The organism is Paraflavitalea sp. (assembly GCF_059502485.1).
In genome coordinates, this window is sequence record NZ_JCACET010000010.1 from 159564 (window position 1) to 176851 (window position 17288).

Sequence of the window (17288 nt, forward strand, 5' to 3'; positions counted from 1 at the left end):
ACGATGCACAATTACCCGGAGCGCAGGCTGCGCACTTTGCAAGCAGCTGATATAATTTATACGGCATGTTCAACAACATCCCCGGCAGGCTGCAACTTGCCGCCCAACAACAGTATCTCACTAACCAGTATTTCTGTAGTATACCGCTTGATGCCATCCTTATCTACATAACTGCGATTGACCAGTTTACCCTCGATAGCCATCTCCCTACCTTTGTCAAGGTACTTCTCAGCCACCTCAGCCAGCCTGCCCCAGGCTACCAGCAAATGCCATTGGGTTTCTGTCACCTTCGCCCCAAGGGTATTCCTGTACGTTTCATGCGTAGCAATGGAAAAACGCGCCCATTTCTTTCCCTTTTCTGTAAGCTTTACATCCGGTACATTACCCAAACGTCCGATCAACTGAACCTTGTTTCTAAGTGCGTACATACTGCTAAGTTTTAATGATGATGATTTTTTATTCCGGACCGGCATCTCAATCGCTGCCTGTCACCACAAAAATGCACCTCCCGGAAATCCATAGTCGGTTATTAGTCGTTTATACTCGGATGTAAGTGTTTGTAAACGCTTGTAAGCGCTTACAAATGGCTTTTTTCGATCAAAGACTATAGATAATTCATTGACTATGAACCAGGAAACCAGAAACTGCCCAACCTGCGGTAAAACCGTGAAAGGCCGGGCCGATAAGAAGTTTTGTGACGATTACTGCCGCAATAACTACAACAACCAGCTGAACAGTGACGGCAGCAACTATGTACGCAACGTAAACAACATCCTTCGGCGCAACCGGCGTATACTGGAAGAAACAATGGAAGGCGTGGAGAAAGCCACATCAAGAACCAAAACAGAGCTGGCCAAAAAAGGATACCGCTTCGATTACTTCACCAGCATCTTTACCAACAAAGAAAATGAGACGTATTACTACTGCTATGAATATGGCCTTAAGGAAGTAGCGTTCGACAAATGCATCATCGTACGCAATAAGACCCAAAAGCTGGCGGGTATCGGTAACAGAGATTAACAGCGCCAATTTATCTGGCAATGTTTTATATTGTGCTATCCATTACCGTAGAATTCATGAAAGCAATCTTATTGTTCCTGGCATGCAGTTATGCCTTTTCCCTGGCAGCACAGGATACTGCCACCACAATCTTGTGGTCAGAGAAAAAACTAACCTGGGAGGACTTCAGGGAAGACAACACAGACGAGAAGTATTATAAGAAAGCAGCCGCCAGAATAAATTCCGGCATCCGTGTACGGCGTTATGATACGATCAGCAACAGCCAAATAACGGTAGGGATATATGCTGTTATGCACCCATACCGCTCCTGGGTACGCAAACGAGCCGTAGGCAACGGCAAAGTATTGGCCCATGAACAAGACCATTTCGAGATCACAGAGCTATTTGCCCGGAAATTGCGGAAGGCCTTGAGTGAAACGACATTCACCGGGAAAAGCTATCCCAAAAAGATGGAGAAACTGATCAAACAGTTCCGTAAAGACCTATCCTCCATGCAATACCAATATGATCAGGAAACCACTCATGGCACCAACGAGCAGCTACAACGCTGGTGGCACTACTTTATCATTAACAGGCTGGAGGAACTGAACGACCACAAAAATGCCATCGTCAAGGTAACAATCAACATGCCTTCCTGACGATACCACAAAATAAAAACCGGCTCTCTCTTAAAAAGAAAGCCGGCCATTCGGCAGGTCAAACCGACCTGCATTTACCGTAACACCTACATACCCTTTCTTGTGACAGTTACAGATAAAAGAAGTGTTTTCATGGCTTTACTTGTATATGAAGATGCTATATGTATAGTAGATAAGTTCACAAACCATTTCGCTGCACCATAGAATCCCCTATTCAACGAGGGGAGGAATAAGTCCTACGAGTCCATCATACCAGCAATAGTATCGCATTGGTATGGCAGAAAGCGCATTTCGTAGTACAGAAATATCCCTTCACTACCCGGCGCTCTTCTCAAGTATAGATTGCACCAGCTCTTTATAACTGCGACCTATAGGGATGAGTTTGCCGCTTACCTCCACATCGGTAGCTGTAAAAGCATCGATCTTATCCTTGGCTACAATGAATGAACGATGTACCCGCAGGAAATTATTCTTCGCCAGCAGCTCTTCGATCTGCCCCAGTTGGAACTTCGTCAGGATATTCTTTGTCCTGGTATAGATACGGATGTATTCTTTCAGGCTTTCGATATACAAGATATCGTCGAGGTACACTTTTACCTTCTTCTTGCTTACGTTGAAGAACAGGTAAGGTCTTTCCACAGAAGGCATCAGGGAAGTGATGTTCACAGCTGGTACGGGACTTTGCTTTAGCTTGTTGACGGCCATCAGGAAACGGCTGAACTCAATAGGCTTCAGCAGGTAGTCCACCACATTATATTCATAACCCTGCAAAGCATATTCATGATAGGCAGAAGTAATGATAATATGAGGCGGCTGTTTCAGCGTGCGGATGAAGTCGAACCCCTTCAACTTGGGCAGGTGTATATCCAGGAAAATAAGGTCGATCTTTTGCTGCTGCAGCAACTCCATAGCAAAAATCGCATCACTGGCAACCCCTTTCAGTTCCAGGAAAGGCACCTGCCGGATATAATCCTGTATCACTTCAGCCGCCAGCGGCTCATCTTCAATGATAAGACAATGATAGCGTTGCATCGTTGTTTAGATTAATAGTGAGGTGAACGGCAAAACGGTCTTTCTGGTTATCGACCTGCAAAGTATGCTCCTGGTACATCAGCTCCAGCTGACGCCGCACATTACTCAGCCCAATATTGTCGGTAACCGTAGTATCGCCCGTCTCTTCCTTTGAATTTTCAATACAGAACTTCAGCCAGCCACCTTTCAATTCCACCCTGATATGAATATATGAGTCAAACCTGGTCTCACTCGCCCCATGCTTAAAAGCATTTTCAATGAAAGGCAGCAGCAACAAGGGAGCTATAAGCTGACCACAATCGTCGATATCCTTTTCCAGGCTAATAGAGAGCCGTTCATTATACCGTATCTTCTCCAGCTCGATGTAGTCCTCGATCATCCGGATCTCAGTACTCAGGGGAATCCGCTCCTTACGCGATTCATACAACATGAAACGCAACAGCTTGGACAATTTCATCACCACATCAGCCGTATCATCCGATTTTTTACGCGCCAGCGCATATATATTATTCAGCGTATTGAACAGAAAGTGCGGATTGGTTTGCGTGCGCAGGAACTTGAGCTCCGTTTCCAGCTTTTCCTGCACCAGTTTCTTTTCACGCACCCGGCTCAGCCAGTTCATCCGCAACAGCTTCATCGCCACAGCACAAGCCGCAGCAAAACCAATATCGAGGAAGGCCGACAAAACCGGGCGTAATTTCAACAGTTGATTATCAACCCAGGCATTCTTTAGAAATATGGGCACTACGTAATAACGCAGCGTAACACGGTATAGCAGAATAGCAACTAACAATGCCGGAATAGCCTTAAATATCAATAAGGGGATTGGCTTATTCCTGTTGAGCCCACGATCTATAATAACCCATATCAGGAAATACGCAAACAGTATTTTGAAGGGGATAATTAACCATACGGTACGTACCGCCAGCCACAGCCTTTCAGCCACCGTAACATTCGGAAAATAAGAGTTGAACCAGGCGTATTCAAGGGCCGATTCATGCAGCATATAAGCCACCCAAAAGAAAATGTGCAAGCGCAGTCTGTTCTTCACCCCCTAAAAATCGTAAAAAGCAGCGTGAATACCGGCAAAATTGTATCAAATGCAGGCTGAACCCTATGAATAGCAGGAAGTCCTCACTTCTTGTACCCAATCCGCTCCATCACTTCCTCCCGCAGGTACTTCGATACCGGCACCTGGTATCGCCCGAGGTGCAGGATATTGCCCTCCACGGCGCCAATAGCTTCCACATTCACCAGGTACGATTTGTGCGGCTGTATAAAGCCGGCAGCCGGCAAGCGCTCCTGCAGCCCCTTTAAGGTAGAGTGGGTGATATGCTTCTTTTCCGCCGTATACACCGCTACATAATTCTCCATAGCCTCTACAAACAGGATATCCTGGAAGTAGATCTTCTCCAGCCGGGTATCAGTTTTAATGAACAGGTAACGCTGATCAGTAGCAGGCGTATCGGCAAAATAGTCATAAGCTTTATTGGCGGCCTTCAGGAAGCGCTCAAAAGAAATAGGCTTCAACAGGTAATCCAGCACATCGAGCTCATACCCTTTGATGGCATATTGCTCATAAGCTGTAGTAAATACTACTTTGGGAGGATTGGTAGCCTGCTGCAGGAAATCGATCCCTGTGATATAGGGCATCTCGATATCCAGGAACAGCAGATCGACAGGACCCTGCTTCAGCAGGGAGTTCAATTGAACAGCATCTTCACAAACGCCCGCCAGTTCCAGGAAGTCGATCTTTTCTACATACCCTTGCAGCCCTTTACGGGCCATGGGTTCATCATCTGTGATAATACAGGTTATTTTACGCGCCATCAATCCAGTTTTATTTGTAACGCAGCCTGGTATTCATCAGTCTGCTTCACAGTCGTTAAAGTGCTTTTGCCCGGATACAACAACTCCAGCCGCCGTTTCAGGTTCTCCAATCCAATACCACTATTCGCCTTTACGGGAATATTTACCGGCACAGAATTGACAACTGTAAACAACAGGTTATCCTGCTCCAGTTTGGCATTGATATCGATCCGGTAGTTTCCACCTACATATTTAAAGGCGTTCTCCACCAGTGGCAGCAAAAGCAGGGGATACACCTGCTGACCATTGAGGCCCGGGTCAAAATGAACAGACAATTGCAACTTATCCGAAGTACGCACCTGTTGCAACTCTATAAAGTTGGTAAGATATTGTATTTCCTGGCTCAGAGGCACCGTTTGCTGCTGGTCGTATAGTTGGTAGCGCAGCAGACCTGAAAACTTCTCAATACTTCTCTTGGCGGCCTGCACATCATCATCCATCTGAAAATAGATCGTATTGAGCGCATTGAACAGGAAATGCGGATGATATTGCGCCTTCAGGAATTTCAGCTCCGTTTGCAAATGGTCGTTGGTGATCTTTTCCAATTGCACCTTACTGTCCACATAAGCCTTCAGTAGTTTGTTACTGCGCACCACGGTATAATACAGAAAATTGTAGAGTAGGGGGATCACATTGATAATGGCAAAATCACCCTGACTCAAACCATCATCCGTAAAGGCAGCCATTGGTGTCACAGTAATATTGATAATAACCGTCGATACCACAAACACCCACCACATTTCAAGCAAGATGGTTTTATAACCGATCTGCACCGGCAGCGACCTGTCGAACCACCGGAAAAGCCAACGCAGACAAAATATTTCAATGTACCCGGTGAGCAGGCACACCGTCATCTCAAACGCATTCAACTTCCAGGAACGCTCCCAAAAAGGATCGTGGGCCAACGTATCATTGATCAGCCGTATGGTAAAGTAATTGAGCAAACCATACAAAGGCGGGAACAAGTATTTCCAAAACCACTTCATGAATAGAAAGTTAAGATATTACTACCGGTTCACGATTCTCAATTATTGACGCCTTACCGACTCCCGGATCTGAGCTTTCCACTCCCGACTCTGAACTCCTGACTCGCGACTCGCTACTCTTCACTCCCGACTCCTTCTTCGGCTTCATCCCAAACAAAAACCGCATTACGCCAAACGGTTTGATAAGCACATGATAGATCCCCATACAGATCACCAAAGTACCTACTACGGTAAACAGGTATTTCATCAGGATGGTATCGGTAGTCTGCACCACATAATACACCAGGATGATAATGACAGTCTGGTGCAGGATATAGAAAGGATACACCGCCTGGTTCACATAATCCAATACCCGGTGTTGTTTGTTCAGGTACCTTTTACCATAACCCACAGCGGTAAGCAACCAGCTCCAGGCAAGGATAGGACTGAGTGCCAGGAAGCCATACGTGCGCCAGTCGGACCGCCAGTTGACAATATTATCCCAGGGCTCGTGATCATTCCAGCGGATATAATTAAACAGCAACAAAGCCAGGAGCGCAATCGTAAAAGATATCCGCCGGTTTCTTTCAATACTGTCCATGAATACCGGATTGGCGATACAGAAAAAGCCGACCAGCAGGAATTGAAGCCAGTAGAAATTATCACACCAGTCGTGAATAAAATCATGCGTGCTGGGAAAAGAAAGACGCAAACAGGTATAGATGATAATACCAGGAATGGTCAACACATATACCCATGCGCCTTTCGCTAACCCATACAGCTTACTCATGGCTTTACTCCCCTTTTCACTAAGACACCATTTAAACAGGGGCGTGAACGATACATCGTATATGAACAGATACAGGATGAACCACAGGTGATGCCAACTGAAATTGCCTTTGGGGTAAGGCTCGAATTCAAAAACTTTATTGTAAAAGCTGAAGTAATTACCTTGATAACCTTGCGTCACCCGCTCCAGGTATACCTGCGGTGGCACGATCACGAGTATGCCAAACAGCAGCGGCAGAAACAACCTTCTGAACCGCAGTCCCACGAAAGCAAGACCCGATTTGCTCTTCAGCATGAAATACGCCACCGTACCGGAGATAAAGAACAACAGCGGCATCCGGAACTTACTGAGCCATAAACATACCTCCATCATCAGGTTGCTCGTCTCCTTATTCTTGATATGCCATTCCCATTCGGCCACAAAAGCCATAGCCGAATGAAAGAACAGAACGCCAACAATGGCCATAATACGTAGCCAGTCGAGATAAGCCTGGCGGGAGGAGGATGTTTGCATGGTTATTTATTTTCTACAAACCTATCAGACAGCACAGGTGTATAGAAATCCGTTTGACGTATGGACAGAAAACAGCGGTCTGAGGACAACATTGTATCAATGTCAACCGGTCTATTGTATCAAAACCGAACATACCCATATATTTTACAAAATGACAATCAACAACTTACAGAATGGCACGCTTTTTCAAACACATAGATCGATACCGTACAAAAGCACTGCAGGCTTCAACTACGGGATCACCAATCAACCAAATCATTGTAAACACGAATACTATGAACCCTCTTATAGCATTACTGTTGATCATAGGCGGCACAATAGCCGCGCAGAACAAACCAGTTACCAGGCTGGATGGCAGCAAGATTTCCACGGTGGAAATTGATAAAACAGTTCAGCGCTTGATGGATACGATGAATGTACAGGGACTGAACCTCGCCATCATCAACAATCAAAAAACGACATTCATTAAATCCTACGGCTTCAGCAACAAGCCCGCCAATACTCTGTTAGACACATCTACCATTGTGTACGGAGCATCCTTCAGCAAAGCAGTTTTCGGTTACCTCATCATGAAGCTGGTAGAGGAAAAAACAATCGATTTAGACAAGCCCTTATACCAATACCTGAAAAAGCCTATTCCCGATTACGAATACTTTGCCGACCTGAAGAACGATCCCCGTTGGAAACTCATTACAGCAAGAATGTGCTTAAGCCACACAACAGGTTTACCCAATGTAAGATGGTTCAACCCAACAGAATGGGAACCGGCATTCGATTCACTGGGCGTCATCAAGCTTTATTTTACACCAGGCGAGAAATATGCTTATTCCGGCGAAGGATTCAAATTGCTGCAGCTGGCAATAGAAGAGATCACGCAAAAAAACACGGATGAACTGGCCAGTGAAAAAATATTCATCCCGCTGGGAATGACAAGGACCGGCTTTATATGGCACGAATCATTTGGCGATGACAACGTAGCAGTAGGGCACATGAACGATGGAGGCATCGACAAAAAAAGAAAACGCACCGAACCCGTTTCGGGTGGCTCTTTGGTAACCACCATTGCCGATTACGCACGGTTCATAGAATGCGTTATGCAACGGAAAGGATTGCGCAAGGAAACATTCGGAGAAATGATCGCCCCGCAAATTGCCATACATTCCAAAATACAGTTCCCGCCCGTAACGACAGAGACAACGACCGAAAATGATGACATTCATTTATCCTATGGACTGGGGTGGGGAACCCTGCAATGCCAATATGGTAAGGCATTTTTCAAAGAAGGCAATGGAGGCTCCTGGAGAAACTATAATATCAACTTCATCGATAAAGGCATTTCCATCATTATTATGACCAACAGCGAAAACGGAGAAAAAGTATTTAAAGCACTTATTGATACATTGCTTGGAGATTCCTGCATTCCCTGGAAATGGCAGGGCTATTATCCGTATGATAATAAGAAATAATCTGTACACAAGACTTGCCATACAAAGCAATCCTACGGCTTAGCTCCGGCTTCCGACTTCCGATTTGTTTATCTGCCTCGCAACCAATAATTTTGCGTCGCCCGATGAAACATTTGTGTAGTCGGAACATAGAACAATAAAACCAAATAACCGGATGGCAAGATTAATAGCATTTCGTGAAGCGCTCCGCGAAGCAATGAGCGAAGAAATGAGAAGAGATCCTAATGTATTCCTGATGGGTGAAGAAGTAGCAGAATACAATGGCGCCTATAAAGTTAGCCAGGGTATGCTCGACGAATTTGGCCCCAAAAGAGTAATCGATACCCCCATCGCCGAGTTGGGTTTTACTGGTATCGCAGTAGGTGCTGCCCAGAACGGTCTGCGCCCCATTGTTGAGTTCATGACCTGGAACTTTGCTGTACTGGCCTTAGATCAAATTTTAAATACAGCTTCTAAAATGCTGGCAATGAGCGGTGGACAAGTTAGCTGCCCCATCGTATTCCGCGGACCAAACGGTTCAGCCGGTCAGTTGGGTGCCCAGCACTCTACCGCATTTGAAAGCTATTATGCCAATATCCCCGGTATCAAGGTGATTTCTCCCTCCAACCCATACGATGCCAAAGGATTGATGAAAGCGGCCATCCGCGACAACGATCCGGTGATGTTCATGGAAAGTGAGGTGATGTATGGCGACAAGGGCGAAGTACCCGAAGAAGAGTACATCATTCCAATCGGTAAAGCAGACGTTAAGAGACAAGGTCGCGACGTGACCATCGTTTCCTACAATAAAATGATGAAGGTAGCCCTCGGTGCTGCCGCAGAGTTGGAAAAAGAAGGCATCAGCGCCGAAGTGATCGACCTGCGCTCTATCCGTCCCCTCGACTGGCATACCATCGTGGAAAGCGTTAAAAAGACAAACCGTCTGGTGATCGTGGAAGAGCAGTGGCCAATGTGCTCAGTATCTTCTGAAATTGCTTACCGCATCCAGAAAGAAGCCTTCGATTACCTCGATGCGCCTATCCGCCGCATCACGGCTGCCGACGCACCGCTGCACTATGCACCCAACCTGGTTGCTGCTGCACTGCCCGATGTGCCCCGCACCATAAAACTGGTGAAAGAGGTAATGTACCAGAAGAAGTAACACATACAACTTAATAATAGAGATCCCGGAGCTTCAACTCCGGGATTTTTTTTGCGCGAGAATGCCATTCATTGATACCCTTACGCAATCCATTGCGCTAATTTGGCAAGGAAAGAATAGTAAACCAATTAATACCTAATTTCCAATATCCAAATCACCCGCTATGCGATCAATAACGTTTGCCATTCTGCTAATTGCAACTACTATCCACACGTTCAGTCAATCCAACTATACACCCTCCCCGCAAAACCTCGAATCGCGCAAGTGGTTCGACAGCGCCCGCTTCGGCATGTTCATCCATTGGGGAGCCTCCAGCGTATTGGGCCACGGCGAGTGGGTGATGAACCAGCGCAATATCCAGGTTAAAGAATACCGTCGACTCATAGACATTTTCAACCCCATTAGCTTCGATGCAAAAGCCTGGGTAAGCACGGCCAAAAATGCCGGCATGCAGTACATCACCCTGATCACCCGTCACCACGACGGCTTCAGCCTGTGGGATACCAAACAGTCTGACTGGAACATCATGAATACGCCTTACAAAAAAGACATTGTAAAGCAGATTGCCGATGAATGCCACCGCCAGGGTATTAAGCTGTTCTTCTATTATTCCCTGCTCGACTGGTACCGCACCGATTACCAATACGAAACAGGCCGCACCGGTAAAGGCACCGGCCGTACCGAGAAAAGCAACTGGCCCAGCTATATCAACTTCATGAAAGCCCAGTTGACAGAACTGCTCACCAACTACGGAGAAGTAGCAGGCATCTGGTTCGATGGCCATTGGGATCAATTAGAGAACGATCACAACAAGGCTGCCGTTTCCAAAGTAGACTGGAAGTACGAAGATATCTACACCCTCATTCACCGGCTGCAGCCACAGTGCCTGATCAGCAATAACCACCATCTTACACCCATACCTGGCGAGGACTTCCAGGCTTTTGAAAAAGACCTGCCCGGTGCTAACACCAGTGGTTTTGGCGGAGCATCTGTATCCCAACTGTCATTGGAAACCTGTGAAACGATCAACGACTCCTGGGGCTTCAACATCACCGATCGCAACTACAAATCCACAAAGAAACTGGTACAGTACCTCGTGAAAGCAGCTGGCTACAATGCCAACTTCTTATTGAACATCGGCCCAATGCCCAATGGAGTCATACAACCCGAGTTTACAGAACGGCTGGGTCAAATGGGAGCGTGGTTGAAGACATACGGCGAAACCATCTATGGTACAAAAGGAGGATTTACCCCACCACAAAGCTGGGGAGCTGTAACAGAGAAAGGCAACAAAGTGTACTTACACCTGTTGGACGCTCAGGAAGAAAAACTGTTCCTGAAGATCCCTTACAAGATCAAAACGATAAAAACCTTCACAGGCAAAACAGCCGTCAAATACCAGGTACTGGCCGATAACTATGTAGTAATAGACATCAAAGCAGTGCCAAAAGAAGAATACGATACCATTTTAGAAATGGAAATAATAAAGTAAAATAGGGCAATATAGCATTGCTAAATACCTATTACTTTGAATTGCCTGTAATATATTTAAGCTTAAGAGGGTCTTGTCGTGTATCAAAAACTGTAATTACTTCAATAGACGCTCGCTTGTTCCGGTAGTATATACTGTTTTGTTTGGTAAGTATATAAACCCGGATGTTTCTACGCTTGTCATAATATCTGAACATGCGAGGGTTAATGCTTACAATTGTGTAGAAGGCTTCTAGTTTTCCAAGAAAAGTATCTATTACTTTCTGATTCCAATTTTCCTGGAGGTAGTCAAGAATATTTATGATGTCCTTTTGCGCTTGAGGAGAAATAACAACAGGCTTGGGTTTACTTTTTTGCCCCATAGCGTTGCTTCATGCGTTGGAGAAAAGGGCCGAAATCACTTCCTTTTCCATTATCCAGTTGTTGGATTCCTTTGGCCAGCTTTTTTCCTAAAGCCTTTTTGTCAGGTTGCTCTACAACCATTTTGTTCTGATTAACCAGCTCTTTCACTACCAGATAGGCAGATTTTAGTTGCTGGCTATCCAGTTCATTAAGACTCTGAGATATCTTATTTTTAAGTTCAGCCGAAGACATTTTGATTATGATAAGCTTTTGGCTTTCAAAATTAAATATACGAAAATACTTCCAAAGCAGATTAATGATGTTTTATCGGCCCCATCCTCGCTTAATCGATTTTAACGGTTAATATCCATCTCCTGATAGCTTTTTTGCACAAAACAAAGCCATGAATACAAAAAAGCGTATGCGCTATCTTGCCATGATAGCAATAATGGGTGGTGTATTAATTACTGCCTGCAAAAAAGAAAAAAAGGAAGTCCAGGAAACTTTTACACCGCTACCCACTCCGGTAGGTAATACATACGGCCAGGCCACAACAGCTACCATTGGTGCACAGGGGGGAACAGTTGCCACCTCCAATGGAGAGGTGCAGATCACTATTCCATCGGGTGCGCTAACAGCCAATACGACCATCAGTATTCAACCGGTAGAAAATACCAATCCCGGAGGTTTTGGGCTTAACTATCGCCTGCTGCCACATGGCATTACTTTTTCAAAGCCCGTGACCATTAAATTCTCCTATGCCGGATATTTGGACAGCATACCCATGCCAGAGGCACTGGCTATTGCCTTTCAGGATGCTGATCGCGTTTGGAAAATCCCCAAGGGTTATACGCTGGATAAAACCAACAAGACAATGAGCTTGCAGACTACCCACTTCAGCGATTGGAGTATGATGAAATACCTGTTCTTACTACCGCAATTTTCCATCCTCAAACCAGGTGCTAAACGTACTTTACAAGCTTATACCTGTGTGAAGCTCGATGACCAGATGCAACCTGACTGGGGAGACGATCTGGCGCCGCCGCATATACCCGTTGCCGATAAAAAACCCTTGCCGGAGAAATTTATCAAAGAGTGGAAATTAGCTGGTGAGGGAAAACTGGAACCAAAGGGTAGCAGTGCGGAATACACAGCCCCCGACCTTGTGCCAGATCGTAATCCGGTAGCAGTATCTCTGCAACTAAATACCAATTCCGCAACCCTGTTGCTGATATCCAATATCAGGATTGCTCCTGTAGGCGTATGGATCCAGTCAGACCAGGACCGGGTGCTTGGTTACCTACACTATATTATGAATCCTACCGCAGGTGATTTTGGGCTGGAGTGGAGAGCCGATAGAAATGGAGATTGGCAGGGAGCCCTTTCCGGGCCGATCAATGGAGTGGGCTCTTATTCATGGTCCAACGATATCCAGCTCTGGTATGAGGAGCCGCTCCGTTTTAGCGATCACACAGTAACTTCTTTTTTTGAAGAAGGTACCCGTGCCGTTCCCAGTTCCGGCTACATAAAAATCACGGAATGGGGAAGGAGAGGAGAACCGATCGTTGGAGAGTTCCTGATCAATACAGCCGGACGGTATGATTCCAACAGCGGTGGCGGAGAACTGGTAGGCACACACGTGATCAAAGGTCACTTCAACGTGATAAGAGAATAAACGTCTTTTAAAAGGTAATAACAAAGCAAAGAAGGCGTCTCAACAATGAGATGCCTTCCAGCATTTTGCTTGCTATACGGTCATCCGACCTATTCAATAATTTTGATTGCGGAAGAACAAAGCATTAAAAAAGCGTAAACGGCGGCTAAGAGGACACCTCCAACGAGGGTCAAACGCATAATAGTTTTGCTGACAGACGGATTCTGAACGCTGAGTTGAGCCTTCATAGGGACATTTTTAGATTAGTAAATAGTTTTTCCAAAGGATGATGCTGGTACTAAAGTAATAAGCGAGCCCAACTCTTGCAATAGGATTTTTACGAGCCATTATCCCGTAAATAGTAACCCTTAATTATCACCACCGCCGCAACTGCTGCTGGTTGAAAGTCCACTCCGGCGTCTCTATGATACGTTCATTGCCAGCTTTGTACCACGGACTCAATCTGTCATCCATAGGATTTTTCAAGATATGTATACTTTGAGCAGGCATATAACTTTGAGCCAGCAAATAGAGTTTTTCACCGGCCTTATTCACAGCCACATCCATCACGATCACCGCATGGCCCGGCGATCCTCCTTTTATTAATACATCGCCTGATTGTATATCTCCAAACACCGGAACCGGCTTCAGTTGCTTTTCCAGCGAAAGCGTACCACACCAGGCATATACATTCTCCAGGTACTTTTCAAACCTGTTCTGATCGGCACCGGCCGGACATATATATTTCTTTCCATTATTATCCGCAAACCAGATGCGGCTATACAATCCGCGACGATAAAAGAACTCGGCCCGCAAACGCATCACGGCATCGGCACATTGCTGCAGGTCTTTCTTACCAACTGGTATATCCAATACTGCATATTGAGCGGATTGATTACCCTTCAAACGTCCATTATACAAATACACTTTATTATCAGCCTTTAGTGGCAACCGCCGCAGCCACCGGGCAAAAGCCGTATCATTACCATCCACGCGGGTATAACCAGCCGGCAGCGCAATATCCGATACCTGTTTTAGCTCAGGAATCGCAGATTCTTTTGCAACATGTCCGGTTACAGGTATTGCCTCCCTGCCTGCAATTTCCTGACAACCACCTAAAAACGGCAGGATAATTGAAATAAGGAGAATATGAAAATTTGACGCCCCGCGGTCAGAACAGATCATTATTTTTGGGTTTATTTTGCGTAAGATGAATGGGCTTTATTATTCCATAGAAAAAGACAGTTAAGCATATGTCAAACATATTAATAATCGACGACGAAAAGGCTATCCGCAAAACACTGAGTGAGATTCTTTCCTATGAAGGCTATAAGATCGACGAAGCAGGAGATGGGGAAGAAGGTTTAAAGAAGTTCAAAGACAAAAGCTACGATGTAGTATTATGCGATATCAAGATGCCCAAGCTCGACGGCATCGAATTCCTGGACAAAGCCCGGGAAGCCAATCCCGACGTTCCGGTGATCATGATCTCGGGCCACGGCACCATCGAGACAGCGGTAGAAGCTGTTAAGAAAGGGGCTTACGATTATATCTCCAAACCACCCGATCTCAACCGCCTGCTCATCACCATCCGCAACGCCATGGACAAAACCAACCTGGTAGCGGAAACCAAGGTACTCAAGCGCAAGGTGAGCAAAGTAGAAGAAATGATCGGCGAATCTGGCCCCATTGGTCGTATTAAAGAAACGATCGAAAAAGTGGCGCCTACCGATGCCCGGATTCTGGTAACAGGAGAAAATGGAGTAGGAAAGGAGCTGGTGGCCCGTTGGGTACATGAAAAAAGCAACCGCGTAACAGGCCCACTGGTAGAAGTGAACTGCGCCGCCATTCCAAGCGAGCTGATCGAAAGTGAATTGTTCGGTCACGAAAAAGGATCATTCACCTCTGCCGTAAAACAACGCATTGGTAAGTTTGAACAGGCCCACGGCGGTACACTCTTCCTTGATGAGATAGGCGACATGAGCCTCAGCGCACAAGCCAAGGTATTGCGCGCCCTGCAGGAAGGAAAGATTACCCGGGTAGGCGGCGACAAAGATATCAGCGTTGACGTACGTGTTATTGCCGCGACCAACAAAGACCTGCTACAGGAAGTAGATGACAAGAATTTCCGCCTCGACTTGTATCACCGCTTAAGCGTGATCATCATACACGTTCCATCACTCAACGACCGCCGTGACGATATCCCCTTACTGGTCGATAAATTCCTGGGCGATATCTGCGCCGACTACGGCATTGCCAAGAAAGGCATCGAGCCGGATGCACTCGAAGCTTTGAAAGAACACAACTGGACCGGTAATATCCGCGAACTGCGCAACGTCGTAGAAAGATTGATCATCCTCTCTGGTAAGACTATTATTAAAGAGGACGTGCAGACTTACGTATTACCCAAGAAGTAAAAGCAATTCAATATAATATTAGCCTTTAGTTGTTAGCTAAAACCTGACAGCTAAAGGCTAATAGCTTTTTACGGGTATTTCTTCAATATCTTCCTCGCCCTTGAATGAAAAGCAGCCGTTTCATGCGGCCAGCGTTCAGCAATGATCAGTTTTAACTCGGGAACAATTTCAGGATAGTGAGCCGCCAGGTTTTCCAGGATGGTAAGGGAAAACGCTTTAACGGCAGCAGGCTGTTGTGGAGCAGCAATAAACTCAAAACAGATATTCATGACCTGACCCTGATAGCGCTTGGGAATAGTTACATCCTGCAACATCCGCACAATATTCCGGGTCACGGCATTGTGCACATCCGTTCTCTCCAATAACTTCAGCAGCTTGCCAAGGTGGGGTAGTATCAGCGAGGGATTGTCCTGGACACAATAACTCAATGGCCAGCCGGCCCTTTGCAATATAAGCTCATCGCCTTCCAGGAATACTTTTACGAGTTCGTCAAACCGCTTCTTATCATGGCCTACATACTGCACAATCCGGTCGGTTTGCGCTTTGGAGTGTTTTTCTGCTATGGCCTTTTTAAGATCCACTGGTCCTTGCCAATTTTTTACGTGCAAACCCCAACATGTCTTTATAAAACTGGATCATATAGTGGAAAATATTCTTTACTTCCAGGTGAATATGTTTCTTCAGCATGGCCACCATCACCACGTACGACACAACGCTAAAGATAACGGTAGCATACGCCGCACCCATACCACCAAAGAAATGTAGCCCGAGGTAAGTAGCCCCCAGGTTAAAGACCATCAGACAGAGGTTGACGTAAAAGTTAGCCTGCGGCTTGCCAATGGCATCGAGCGTACTGCCAAACTGATAGCTGAATGGCCTTACCAGGCTAAACAGGATAGTAAGCTGTAAAATAGGAATAGCATCATAATACTTGGTACCGGCCAGTACATAAATAATGAACTTGGGGAATATGAAAATAAACAGCGACAGCGGCACCACCAATGCCAGGATGGTACCCATCATACGCTCAAAGTAATACTTCACCTTGCCAAGGCCATCCGTTTCCAGCGTCTGCACATTTTTAGGAAACAATACATCCGCCGCTGCCAGCGAAGGCACATCGATCATATTATTGATACGGGCCACCGTATTATAATTCGATACATACCCTTTACCCTCTGCAGATCCCAGCATGTTCGCCGTTACAAAGTGGTCGAAACTGCGCGCAACACTGGAGAACAGGTTGGTGCCAAATATGTATTTACCAAAATTGAACATATGGCGTATAATAGCCTTATCGTTGTGAAAACCTCCGATCCGGTATTCGGAAGTTGCCCTGTATAAAACAATGACGCCCGCCATCAAGGCGACGATCTGCAGCAATACCAGGTTGAGCAAAGTAAACCAGGCAGGCACGAAGAAAAACATCGCCAGCGTACCTGTAAAGAATATTCCCTGCCGGATGAAATAGGCCCAGAATATCCGGTTGAACATATAATGCGCCTGCAGCAACACTTCATAGTGATTGTAAGGGATCAGCAAGACCACAAATAGTAAACTCCACAAGAGTAAAGGAACCAGTTCCTCCGATTTGAGCAGGTGAGCGATCAGCCCACCACCCAATGAAAAGATCAACATCGCCAGTATGGAGAATGTAATATTCATCACCAGTGCAGCAGACTGCACTTCCTTTTTCTTATCGGCATATTCAGAAAGTCCCAGGAACTTAATAGTAGGATTACGAAGCAATCCCTGCTTGATCATTTCAAACAGCGTCATGATCATGAGGTACAGCGCCCATACCGCAAAGTTTTCTTTACTCAATCCCCGCACCAATACCATGTAGGAAACGGCCCCAAAAAAGAAGATCGAAAAACGTTGTAATAGGGTATAAAAGATAGAATGTAACCAAAAGGATGATTTCAACAACTTCAAGTGAACGTGCTTTGG

Annotated in this window: 18 protein-coding genes; 7 read left to right on the plus strand and 11 right to left on the minus strand. The window is 45.8% G+C overall.

Going from position 1 to position 17288, the window contains the following annotated elements; translation table 11 throughout:
- Window positions 1-56 precede the first annotated feature (56 nt).
- Complete coding sequence (locus AC5JBY_RS17890) at window positions 57-428, minus strand: single-stranded DNA-binding protein (RefSeq protein ID WP_495905999.1); 372 nt, start codon at window positions 426-428, stop codon at window positions 57-59.
- A gap of 196 nt (window positions 429-624) precedes the next feature.
- Here AC5JBY_RS17890 and AC5JBY_RS17895 point away from each other — a divergent pair, with 196 nt between their 5' ends.
- Complete coding sequence (locus AC5JBY_RS17895) at window positions 625-1020, plus strand: DNA gyrase inhibitor YacG (RefSeq protein ID WP_495906000.1); 396 nt, start codon at window positions 625-627, stop codon at window positions 1018-1020.
- A gap of 56 nt (window positions 1021-1076) precedes the next feature.
- The gene (locus AC5JBY_RS17900; protein ID WP_495906001.1) at window positions 1077-1658 is read left to right on the plus strand and encodes a DUF922 domain-containing protein; all 582 of its coding nucleotides are present in this window, start codon (window positions 1077-1079) and stop codon (window positions 1656-1658) included.
- 315 nt (window positions 1659-1973) lie between these two features.
- Here the strand turns inward: AC5JBY_RS17900 and AC5JBY_RS17905 are convergent, their stop codons facing one another.
- From AC5JBY_RS17905 to AC5JBY_RS17925, 5 genes are all read right to left on the minus strand, one after another.
- Window positions 1974-2690 (minus strand): LytR/AlgR family response regulator transcription factor, encoded by a 717-nt coding sequence (locus tag AC5JBY_RS17905; RefSeq protein ID WP_495906002.1) that lies wholly within the window; start codon window positions 2688-2690, stop codon window positions 1974-1976.
- On the minus strand, window positions 2662-3741 hold the full coding sequence (locus tag AC5JBY_RS17910; protein ID WP_495906003.1) for a sensor histidine kinase: 1080 nt from the start codon (window positions 3739-3741) through the stop codon (window positions 2662-2664). The genes AC5JBY_RS17905 and AC5JBY_RS17910 overlap by 29 nt, the downstream gene beginning before the upstream one ends.
- Window positions 3742-3824: 83 nt before the next feature.
- Window positions 3825-4520: a LytR/AlgR family response regulator transcription factor gene (locus AC5JBY_RS17915; RefSeq protein WP_495906004.1), complete on the minus strand. Its 696-nt coding sequence runs from the start codon at window positions 4518-4520 to the stop codon at window positions 3825-3827.
- Window positions 4520-5545, minus strand: coding sequence for a sensor histidine kinase (locus tag AC5JBY_RS17920; protein WP_495906005.1), 1026 nt, complete (start codon window positions 5543-5545; stop codon window positions 4520-4522). Before AC5JBY_RS17920 ends, AC5JBY_RS17915 begins: the two co-directional genes overlap by 1 nt.
- A 10-nt stretch (window positions 5546-5555) precedes the next feature.
- Window positions 5556-6827, minus strand: a complete 1272-nt coding sequence (locus tag AC5JBY_RS17925) for an acyltransferase family protein (protein WP_495906006.1) — start codon at window positions 6825-6827, stop codon at window positions 5556-5558.
- Window positions 6828-7102: 275 nt separating this feature from the next.
- Between AC5JBY_RS17925 and AC5JBY_RS17930 the strand changes: the two genes are divergently transcribed.
- From AC5JBY_RS17930 to AC5JBY_RS17940, 3 genes are all read left to right on the plus strand, one after another.
- Window positions 7103-8293, plus strand: coding sequence for a serine hydrolase domain-containing protein (locus AC5JBY_RS17930; RefSeq protein WP_495906007.1), 1191 nt, complete (start codon window positions 7103-7105; stop codon window positions 8291-8293).
- 154 nt (window positions 8294-8447) lie between these two features.
- Window positions 8448-9434, plus strand: coding sequence for a pyruvate dehydrogenase complex E1 component subunit beta (locus AC5JBY_RS17935; protein ID WP_495906008.1), 987 nt, complete (start codon window positions 8448-8450; stop codon window positions 9432-9434).
- Window positions 9435-9597: 163 nt separating this feature from the next.
- The gene (locus AC5JBY_RS17940; RefSeq protein ID WP_495906009.1) at window positions 9598-10926 is read left to right on the plus strand and encodes an alpha-L-fucosidase; all 1329 of its coding nucleotides are present in this window, start codon (window positions 9598-9600) and stop codon (window positions 10924-10926) included.
- 31 nt (window positions 10927-10957) lie between these two features.
- Here AC5JBY_RS17940 and AC5JBY_RS17945 read toward each other — a convergent pair whose 3' ends face one another.
- Together AC5JBY_RS17945 and AC5JBY_RS17950 are read right to left on the minus strand one after the other, a co-directional pair.
- Window positions 10958-11287 carry a type II toxin-antitoxin system RelE/ParE family toxin gene (locus tag AC5JBY_RS17945; protein ID WP_495906010.1) on the minus strand — a complete coding sequence of 110 codons (330 nt, stop codon included), beginning with the start codon at window positions 11285-11287 and terminating at the stop codon, window positions 10958-10960.
- Window positions 11271-11519: a hypothetical protein gene (locus AC5JBY_RS17950; protein ID WP_495906011.1), complete on the minus strand. Its 249-nt coding sequence runs from the start codon at window positions 11517-11519 to the stop codon at window positions 11271-11273. The genes AC5JBY_RS17945 and AC5JBY_RS17950 overlap by 17 nt, the downstream gene beginning before the upstream one ends.
- A gap of 151 nt (window positions 11520-11670) precedes the next feature.
- Between AC5JBY_RS17950 and AC5JBY_RS17955 the strand changes: the two genes are divergently transcribed.
- The gene (locus tag AC5JBY_RS17955) at window positions 11671-12942 is read left to right on the plus strand and encodes a hypothetical protein (RefSeq protein ID WP_495906012.1); all 1272 of its coding nucleotides are present in this window, start codon (window positions 11671-11673) and stop codon (window positions 12940-12942) included.
- A 354-nt stretch (window positions 12943-13296) separates the two neighbouring features.
- On the opposite strand, the gene AC5JBY_RS17960 is transcribed toward AC5JBY_RS17955, so the two are convergent.
- A complete protein-coding gene (locus tag AC5JBY_RS17960; RefSeq protein ID WP_495906013.1) occupies window positions 13297-14106 on the minus strand; it encodes a DUF4846 domain-containing protein in 810 nt (269 codons plus the stop codon).
- A 68-nt stretch (window positions 14107-14174) separates the two neighbouring features.
- Here AC5JBY_RS17960 and AC5JBY_RS17965 point away from each other — a divergent pair, with 68 nt between their 5' ends.
- Window positions 14175-15338 carry a sigma-54-dependent transcriptional regulator gene (locus tag AC5JBY_RS17965; RefSeq protein ID WP_495906014.1) on the plus strand — a complete coding sequence of 388 codons (1164 nt, stop codon included), beginning with the start codon at window positions 14175-14177 and terminating at the stop codon, window positions 15336-15338.
- A 68-nt stretch (window positions 15339-15406) separates the two neighbouring features.
- On the opposite strand, the gene AC5JBY_RS17970 is transcribed toward AC5JBY_RS17965, so the two are convergent.
- Both AC5JBY_RS17970 and AC5JBY_RS17975 read right to left on the minus strand, forming a co-directional pair.
- On the minus strand, window positions 15407-15919 hold the full coding sequence (locus AC5JBY_RS17970) for a HEAT-like fold family protein (RefSeq protein ID WP_495906015.1): 513 nt from the start codon (window positions 15917-15919) through the stop codon (window positions 15407-15409).
- Entirely contained in the window at window positions 15909-17273 is a 1365-nt protein-coding gene (locus AC5JBY_RS17975) for an oligosaccharide flippase family protein (protein WP_495906016.1), read from the minus strand. Before AC5JBY_RS17975 ends, AC5JBY_RS17970 begins: the two co-directional genes overlap by 11 nt.
- Window positions 17274-17288: the final 15 nt, after the last annotated feature.